This window comes from Aerococcus sp. Group 2 (genome assembly GCF_905125285.1).
Taxonomy (GTDB): domain Bacteria; phylum Bacillota; class Bacilli; order Lactobacillales; family Aerococcaceae; genus Aerococcus; species Aerococcus urinae_E.
In genome coordinates, this window is the sequence record NZ_CAJHPA010000001.1 from 94,698 (window position 1) to 104,377 (window position 9,680).

At 43.0% G+C, this 9,680-nt stretch carries 5 protein-coding genes; all 5 read left to right on the forward strand.

Features of this window, described 5'->3' with window-relative positions:
- Positions 1-304: 304 nt before the first annotated feature.
- The 5 genes from JFU01_RS00475 (at position 305) to argS (ending at position 9,395) form a co-directional block, all read left to right on the forward strand.
- Positions 305-1,951, forward strand: a complete 1,647-nt coding sequence (locus JFU01_RS00475; protein WP_195855415.1) for a peptide ABC transporter substrate-binding protein — start codon at positions 305-307, stop codon at positions 1,949-1,951.
- A 79-nt stretch (positions 1,952-2,030) separates the two neighbouring features.
- Complete coding sequence (locus tag JFU01_RS00480; protein ID WP_195855416.1) at positions 2,031-3,659, forward strand: peptide ABC transporter substrate-binding protein; 1,629 nt, start codon at positions 2,031-2,033, stop codon at positions 3,657-3,659.
- 75 nt (positions 3,660-3,734) lie between these two features.
- On the forward strand, positions 3,735-4,985 hold the full coding sequence (gene pepT / locus JFU01_RS00485; RefSeq protein WP_195855417.1) for a peptidase T: 1,251 nt from the start codon (positions 3,735-3,737) through the stop codon (positions 4,983-4,985).
- A 175-nt stretch (positions 4,986-5,160) separates the two neighbouring features.
- Positions 5,161-7,530 (forward strand): phosphoketolase family protein, encoded by a 2,370-nt coding sequence (locus tag JFU01_RS00490; protein WP_195855418.1) that lies wholly within the window; start codon positions 5,161-5,163, stop codon positions 7,528-7,530.
- A gap of 173 nt (positions 7,531-7,703) precedes the next feature.
- Positions 7,704-9,395 (forward strand): arginine--tRNA ligase, encoded by a 1,692-nt coding sequence (gene argS, locus JFU01_RS00495; protein WP_195855419.1) that lies wholly within the window; start codon positions 7,704-7,706, stop codon positions 9,393-9,395.
- Positions 9,396-9,680: the final 285 nt, after the last annotated feature.

Sequence of the window (9,680 nt, forward strand, 5' to 3'; positions counted from 1 at the left end):
CTAGATACTGTAATAAAGCCTATCGGGAGACTTATTCCCTTTAGGCTTTTTACTGTCTCATTTTGCTTCTAATCCGGGAAAAACCGTTAATTTTTCTGCTATCGAAAATTCAGATCAATCATGCTGGAAAAATACTAACTAAATGTAAGTCGTTTAAGTTTACTTTCCACTCTGGATTGGAGTAATATAAGAGCATGATGATTTACTTATTAAAAGTAAGTGTGCTATAGAAAGCTTTTGAAAAGAGTAGCCCTTAGCAGATTTACCGATAAGTAAAAATAAATGAGAAAAAGAGGTGGAAGAAATGAAGCGTTGGTATAAGCTAATCAGCTTGCTATTCATTGGAGTGTTGGTGATGGCAGGCTGTAGTAGCAGCGGAGGCGGGGCCAATAACCAGGCTGGCCAGGAAATCGCCGTCACTTCAGAAGGTGAACTGGCATCGCTAGATACGATTAAGTCTTCCGATTCACCGAGCTTGAACGTGGCTTCTAACACCATTGAAGGGCTCTACCGTCCTGCACCTCAAGATAGTGAAAATCTCAAGGAACTAGGGATGGCTGCTGAAGAACCTGAAATTAGTGAAGACGGCAAGACCTATACCTATAAAATCCGTGAAGATGCTAAGTGGTCAACTGGTGAACCGGTGACCGCCCACGACTTTGTCTATACCTACCGTAAGGCGGTGACTCCACCGGAACTCTCCCAAAATGTTAACCGTTTCTTCCCAATTAACAAGGCTAAAGAAATTTCAGAAGGGAAGGAAAGCCCAGAGAATTTAGGAGTTAAAGCGCTGGATGATAAGACCCTAGAATTTACCCTAACTTCTCCTACGGCTTACTTTGAAGACTTGTTGGGGACCCCAGCTTTTCTCCCTCAAAGCCAAAAGCTGGCTGAAGAAGTCGGTGATGACTACGGTTCATCTGCAGAAAAGACGGCCTTTAATGGGCCCTTCTTGGTTGAAGGTTGGACCGGGACGGAAAACAGCTTTGACTTAGTCAAAAATCCGGATTACTGGGACGCTGAAAATGTACAATTGAAGCGCATCAACTGGGAAGTGTCTAAAGAATTACAAACCAACTATAATCTCTTCAATTCAGGTGATGTCCAATATACGCAAACGGGTAATCCTTATATGGAACAATTAGCCGGAGAATCCATCCTACAAACCAGCCTGAACGGGAAGGTTGGTTACTTACAATTTAACTTTGATAAACCTATCCTGAAAAATAAGCACGTCCGTCAAGCCTTACGGTCTGGTTTTGACAAGGAGGCCTTTACCCAGGCTGTCCTTAAAGATGGCTCTCAAAGCCTTGATGGCTGGGTACCGGCAGACCATGTCTCTGATCCAGCTAGTGGTCAAGACTTCCGGGCCATGAATGGTCACTTAGGGGCCTACGACTTAGACTTTGCCCAATCTGAATGGAAACTCGCCAAGCAGGAACTGGGTCTTGACCAGATTGAATTAGAGTTATTGACCTCAGATACGGATACTTCTAAAGCCACGTCGGAATTCTTACAAGGTGAATGGCAAAATAATTTGCCTGGCTTGACTGTAACGATCCGCAACGTGCCCTTGAAGAGTCGCCAACAAATTACGAATACTGGGGAATATGACATGGTATATGGGACCTACCATCCAAGTTATGTAGATCCCACTGCTTACCTGGATTACTTCCACAGCCAAAGTGCCTTAAACAATGCTAATTTTGATTCAGAAAACTATGACTCACTCTTAGCGACAGCCCAAAATGAGTTGGGGGACCAACCTGAAGCCCGCTTCCAAAAGCTTCTAGAAGCAGAACATTATTTGATGGAAGATGAAGCGGCATTGGGAACCATTTATCAAGGGGCCTACGCCTTCTTAGTGGATCCAAAACTCACTGGCGTTATTAACCAAACTAACGATGTCACCAATTACTTTAGGGCGGCAACTTATCAAACAGAAAACTGATTTAAGAACAATGAGGCTGTGAGTTTAGTCATAGTCTCTTCATAAAATAAAACAGAATAAAACAGAAAGAAGCGATCTTATGAAGTTAGGTGTTAAAGGCTTAGGGTTATTATTTAGTGTTCTAGTGGCCTTAGCAGGATGTTCAGGAGGGAGTGGGAGTGAGTCTTCCCGGCAGACAGAAATTACGGCGACTGCCGATGGGGAGCTAGCTTCCTTGGACAGTATTGCCTCTTCCGATATTCCCACCCAAAATGTCTTAGCCAATGTTACTGAAGGCCTTTACCGTCCTTCTATTGATGGCGGCAATGAACTAGGAATAGCAGCGGAAGAACCTGAGGTATCTGAAGATGGCTTAACTTATACCTTCAAGATTCGAGACAATGCTAATTGGTCAACTGGGGAGCCAGTGACCGCCCAAGACTTTGTCTTTTCCTATCGTAAAGCGGTTGATCCCAATGCCATCTCAGAAAATGTCAACAAGTTCTTTGTGATTAAGAATGCTCGGTCCATTTCAGATGGTGAGCTGCCAACCGACCAATTAGGGGTTAAGGCTATCGATGATAAGACCCTAGAGTTTACCTTAGAAGCGCCTACTCCTTATTTCAAAGGCTTACTAGGGACCCCTGCTTACTTGCCTCAAAGTGAGAAGCTGGCTAAGGAAGTTGGCGATAACTATGGCTCCTCCCAAGATAACACAGCCTTCAATGGCCCCTTTGTGGTTGATGGCTGGACCGGTAACGAACAAAGCTTCCAGTTAAAGAAAAACGACCAATATTGGGATAAGGACAATGTCCACCTAGATACTATTAACTGGCAAGTGTCTAAAGAAATGTCGACCAACTTTAACCTCTTTGAAAACGGAAAGGTTCAATATACCAAAGTTGGCAACCCTTATGTGGAACAAGAGCAAAATAATGAAGCCCTAACTGTCGACCCCTCTGGTCTAGTGGGCTATCTACAATTTAACTTTACCCGTGAACCGACCAATAATGTTCACTTACGTAAGGCCTTAGCTTCATCATTCGATAAAGAAGCCTTCGTTCAAAACGTGCTCAAAGACGGGTCAACCCCAATTGATGGCTGGATACCTAAAGAACATGACCAAGACCCAGAAACCGGCGAAGATTTCCGGGCCCAAAACGGTTCGCTATCCTCCTATGATGTTGGTAAGGCTAAAGAAGAATTTGAAAAGGCTAAGGCTGACTTAGGTAGAGATTCGATTCATATTGAACTCTTAACCTCAGATACTGATGTCTCCAAATCAACCTCCGAATTCTTACAAGGGGAATGGCAAAAGAACCTGCCTGGTATAGAAGTCACTATTCGTAACGTGCCCCTCAAGAGTCGTCAAAGCATTGCCGCAAGCAAGGATTACGATATTATGTTAGGAACCTTTATTCCTTCCTATGTTGATCCAATTGCTTACTTAGAATACTTTGAATCTCATTCGACCTTGAATACTGGTTTCTATAATTCTGAAGTCTTTGATGGGCAATTAAATCAAGCCCGTACAACCTTAGCTAACCAACCCAAAGAACGTTGGGATACTTTGCTAGCTGCTGAGCGGACACTGGTTCAAGATGACCAAGCATTGGCACCAATCTACCAAGGCGCTTTCGCTAATATGATTGATCCTAAGCTCAAAGGAGTTATTAACCAAACCAATGGGGCTCAATCCTATTTCCGTGCAGCAAGATATGGCGAATAAAATTTAATAAAATACTACCGATAATGGGATCAGAGCTATTCTTTGATCCCATTTTTACTAGAAAGAGGAAAAATGATGAATACACAACAAGAGCAAATTCTGAATCGTTTTATCAAATACGCTAAAGTCAACACTCGCAGTGATGAAAGTTCGCTTACTATTCCTTCGACGCCCAGTCAGGAAGAATTTACCCTCAAGTTAAAGGATGAAATCGAGGCCTTGGGCTTTGAAGACTGCTTCTATAATCCCAAGGATGCCTACCTGACGGCCACCATTCCCAGCACTCTTCCTGATGAAGATATCCCGACTGTGGGTTTTATTGCCCATGTGGACACCGCCGATTACAATGCCGAAAATATCCAGCCCCAGGTGATTGAAAATTATGATGGGGGAGACATTGTTCTAAATGAAGAGGAGGATATGGTGCTCTCGCCAAAGGACTTTCCGCGCTTAAAGCATGTGGTTGGCCATACTGTGGTAACGACTGATGGGAGGACCTTACTAGGGGCCGATGATAAGGCAGGGATTACTTCCATTGTTACTTTTGGGGAATACCTGATTAACCATCCCGAAATTCCTCATGGCAAGATTCGGGTCGCTTTTGGACCGGACGAAGAAATTGGCACCCGAGGAGCTAAATACTTTGATATCGACGAATTTGGGGCCGATTTTGCCTATACCATTGATGGTGGCCGTTACGGAACCCTAACTTATGAGAACTTCTATGCTAAACAGGCTAATGTTACTATCTCAGGCCGCAGTGTCCATCCCGGGGCTGCTAAGGACTCCATGATTAATGCCCTCTTATGGGGTGCTCGTTTAGCTACCAGTCTCCCCGATGACCAAGTGCCCGAAAAGACCAGTGGTCGGGAGGGCTTCTATTTCTTGATCCGCCAAGAAGGAACGATTGACCATCTCAACCAGTTTTATTACTTAAGAGACCATGATAAGGAAAAAATGCAAGAGAAATTGGCTTATTTTGAAGAACAAGTTGCTCGTTTAAACCAAGAAATCGGTGAAGAGCGAATTACTTATCGGATTGTTGACCAATATGACAATATGTACGAAGTCCTAAAAGATTACCCCTGGGTAATTGACCTAGCTCGAGACGCTTATTTGAAAAATAATGTGGAAGCTTTTGAAGCACCTATGCGTGGTGGAACGGACGGGGCTATTCTCTCTCATAAGGGGCTGCCAACCCCAAATCTCTTCTCAGGAGCCGAAAATACCCATGGACCTTACGAATTTGTGACAATTGAAACAATTGAACAATCGATCGCAGTCTTGATCGACATTGCCAAGAACGTCCGTCATTATAGCGCTTAAATAGTGATCATATTAACGTTTCTTCCTTTGATTGTATTTTAAGAAAATAAACAAAAAATCTTGCTCTTAAGCTATTCTCAAAAGATTGTGACTATGTTATCATGTGGTCATGGGTAAGCGATAAGTTATTATTAATAGAAATAAGAGCGACTCGCTCAAAGGAGGAAATCAAAAAATGACTGATTTTGATTCAAAAGCGTATTTAGATAAAGTGGATGCCTGGTGGCGTGCCGCTAACTACTTATCTGTTGGGCAAATGTACTTACGGGATAATCCTTTATTAGACCGTGAAGTCACGGCAGATGACGTTAAGATCACCCCAATCGGACACTGGGGAACCATTGCCGGGCAAAACTTTGTATACGCTCATTTGAACCGTGTCATTAATAAATATGACTTAAACATGTTCTATATCGAAGGACCAGGACATGGTGGCCAAGTGATGCAAGCCAATGCTTATTTAGATGGGACCTGGAGTGAACATTATCCAGAATACCCACAAAACAAGGAAGGAATGCAAAAATTCTTCAAGTACTTCTCCTTCCCAGGCGGAACCGGCTCACATGCGACTGCTGAAATTCCTGGATCTATCCATGAAGGTGGGGAACTTGGTTATTCCTTATCCCACGCTACCGGTGCCATTCTTGATAACCCTGACGTGATTGCAGCCACTGTGATTGGTGACGGGGAATCTGAAACCGGTCCACTAGCCGCTAGCTGGTTATCTAACAGCTTCATTAACCCAGTGACTGATGGTGCAGTCTTACCAATCCTTTACTTAAACGGGGGTAAAATTGCTAACCCAACCATCTTAGAACGTAAATCCAATGAGGACTTGATTAAGTACTTCCAAGGATTAGGTTGGGATCCAATGGTGGTTGAAGGCAACGATCCTGAAAAGGTTCACCCACTTATGGCTAAAACCTTAGACCAAGCCATTGAAAAGATTAAATCCATCCAAGGCGAAGCACGTAAGGGTTCAGCTGAAGAGGCAACTATGGGCAATTGGCCAATGATCCTTTACCGGACACCTAAGGGCTGGACTGGTCCTAAGGCATGGGAAGGTAACGACATTGAAGGTTCCTTCAGAGCTCACCAAGTGCCAATTCCAGTGAACGCTGAGAATATGGAACATGTGGACGCTTTAGTTGATTGGTTGAAATCTTACCGTCCAGAAGAACTCTTTACTGAAGAGGGTCAATTACGTCCAGAAATTGCTGAAATTGCGCCTAAGGGTGACCAACGGATGGCTTCTAACCCAATTACTGACGGAGGTATCGATCCTAAACCTTTAGACTTACCAGACTGGCGTGACTATGCCCTTGAATTTGATACACCTGGTGAACGCGATGCCCAAGACATGATTGAAATGGGTGGCTATGCAGCTGGCGTTATCGAAAAGAATCCAGACAACTTCCGTATCTTTGGGCCAGACGAAACCAAGTCTAACCGCTTGAACAAGGTCTTCAACGTCACCAAACGTCAATGGCTAGAACCAATCAAGGATAACTACGATGAATGGATGTCACCATCTGGTCGTGTGATTGACTCACAATTGTCAGAACACCAAATGGAAGGTTTCTTAGAAGCTTATACCTTAACCGGTCGCCATGGTTTCTTTGCTAGTTATGAAGCCTTCTTACGAACAGTTGACTCCATGATCACCCAACATTTCAAATGGATGCGTGAAGCCAGCGAATACAAATGGCATAAACCTTATCAATCATTGAACTTGATTTCTTCATCTACCGCTTTCCAACAAGACCATAACGGTTATACTCACCAAGACCCAGGTTTATTAACCCACTTGGCAGAGAAGAAGGGTGAATTTGTACGGGCTTATCTCCCTGCAGATACCAACTCCCTCTTAGCTGTGATGGACAAGGCTTTAAGTTCAGAAAACGTGATTAACTACATCGTGACTTCTAAACACCCACGTCCACAATTCTTCTCAGTTGAAGAAGCTGAAGAATTTGTTGACAAGGGCTACAAGGTCATTGACTGGGCTTCTACCGTTGAAGAAGGGGAAGAACCTGACGTAGTGATCGCTGCATCTGGTACTGAACCAACAGTAGAAACCATTGCAACCATCTCATACCTACACGAAGCCTTCCCAGAATTGAAGATTCGTTACGTGAATGTGGTTGACCTCTACCGTCTCCGTCATCCAAATATTGACCCACGTGGTTTATCTGACGAAGAATTTGATGCTGTCTTTACTAAAGACAAACCAGTCTTCTTTGGCTTCCACAGCTTCGAAGGCTTACTCAAAGACATCTTCTTCGACCGTCACAATCATAACCTCTACCCACATGGTTACCGTGAAGAAGGGGCAATTACAACACCATTCGACATGCGTGTCTTAAACGAACTCGACCGCTTCCACTTTGCGGCTCATGTTGCTGAAGTGGTATACGGCGATAAAGCTCAAGACTTCATTAACCAAATGAATGCTAAGGTGGAAGAACACCGTGCCTACATTGTAGAATACGGTACTGACATGCCAGAAGTTAAAGAATGGAAATGGCAACCACTTGAAAAATAGTTAGGCTAATAGAAGAAAACGGCAGGCGAAGTCCTGTCGTTTTTTCTTTGGTCACTCTGTCTGCTTTGGCTTTTTTCCCTTTCTGCCTTCAAAAGAGACAAATTTATGCTAAAATAGGAAGGACGCACCTTGCTAAGTCAAGGTGGAAGACTCATTAACAAAGGAGTTAAAGCATGAACATTAAACAACATATTGCAAAAATTATTCAATCAGAAGTTAGTGATTATCTAAGTTTGGAACAAGTAGAAGATGTCCTAGAAGTTCCTAAGCATGAAGGCCAAGGGGACCTGGCTTTTCCGGCTTTTATCTTAGCTAAATCACTTCGCCAAGCCCCTCAAAAGATCGCCAGTGAATTAGCCGGTAAACTCAGTGATGATTTAATAGATCATGTTGAAGCAGTAGGGCCCTACATTAACTTCTTCTTAAAGGCCGATAAGATCTCTGCAGCAGTCTTAGCCGATATTCTAGACCAAGAATCTGCCTATGGCCAATTAGCTATCGGCGATGGAGAAAATATTTGTATTGATATGTCTAGCCCCAATATTGCTAAACCCATGTCAATGGGCCACCTTCGTTCTACCGTTATTGGGAACGCTATCGGTAATATTGTTGAAAAGGTGGGCTTCCAACCTGTCCGCATTAACCACTTAGGAGACTGGGGTACCCAATTTGGTAAACTGATCGTTGCTTACCGCAAATGGGGCGATGAGGAAACCGTTCGACAAAATCCCATTAAGGAATTGAACCGCTTGTATGTCTATTTCCACAAAATGGCTGATGAAGACGATTCTTTAAATGATGAAGCGCGCCAAGCCTTTAAAGAATTAGAAGGTGGCAACCCAGAAGAATTGGAATTATGGCAATGGATGCGGGAGAAATCCTTAGAAGAATTCCAAAGTATCTATGATTTACTAGGTATCGATTTTGATTCCATGAATGGGGAAGCCTTCTATAATGACAAGATGGATGCAGTGATTGATGAGTTAGAAGAAAAAGACTTGCTCAAAGTAGACCAAGGAGCTACTCTAGTTGATTTGGAAGCCTACGACTTGATCCCAGCCTTAGTGAAGAAGTCTGATGGGGCGACCCTTTATATGACTCGTGACCTGGCAGCTGTCTTCTACCGTAAGCGGACCTATGACTTTGACCAATGCCTCTATGTCGTTGGAAATGAACAGTCTGTCCACTTCAAACAATTAAAAGCAGTCATTAAAGAAATGGGCTATGACTGGTATGAAGATATTCACCACATTCCATTCGGTTTAATTACCCAAGGGGGCAAGAAACTCTCTACCCGGAAAGGAAAAGTGGTTCTCTTAGAATCTGTCCTCAAGGAAGCGATTCGTTTAGCTCAAGAACAAATCAACAGTAAAAACCCTGACCTCACTGATAAAGACCAAGTGGCAGAAGCTGTTGGTGTGGGGGCAGTGGTCTTCCATGACCTCAAGAATGACCGTTTGAATAACTTTGACTTCCAATTAGAAGAAGTGGTCCAATTTGAAGGAGAAACTGGCCCCTATGTCCAATATGCCAATGCCCGGGCTCAATCCATCTTACGTAAGGCCAATGCCGGTAAACCTAATCTAGATGACTTACAACTGGCTGATGACGAATCTTATGCGGTGGTTAAACAATTAAACCGTTTCCCAGAAATTATTGCTAAGGCCTATGAAAGTTATGAACCTAGTGTGATCGCTAAGTATACCCTTCAATTAGCCCAACGCTTTAACAAATATTATGCCCATACTCGGGTCCTTGAAGAAGATGACCAATTAAACGCTCGTTTAGCCTTGGTTTACGCGGTGTCAGTGGTCTTGACTGAAGGCTTGAGACTTTTAGGCGTTCAAGCACCTAAAGAAATGTAAACGATCTGTCACTAATTATTTTAGCCAATCAATTCCTCTTAAAGCACTTTCAAGTTTAGAAAGTGGCTTTAAGGGGATTTTTTTCTTGGCCACTATTATTTAATGAAGTTTTTGATCCAAAAAACGAGCAGTCTTTGACCTGGGTATATTTAGCAATAAAAAAACAAAAAATGTATAAAAATGTGAATTATTTTTAATAAATATAAACTCATTCATCATGTTTTTCACTATGAAAACAGTCAGAAACCCATGATTATCAAAGCGTGTACATTTTTACAAAATAAA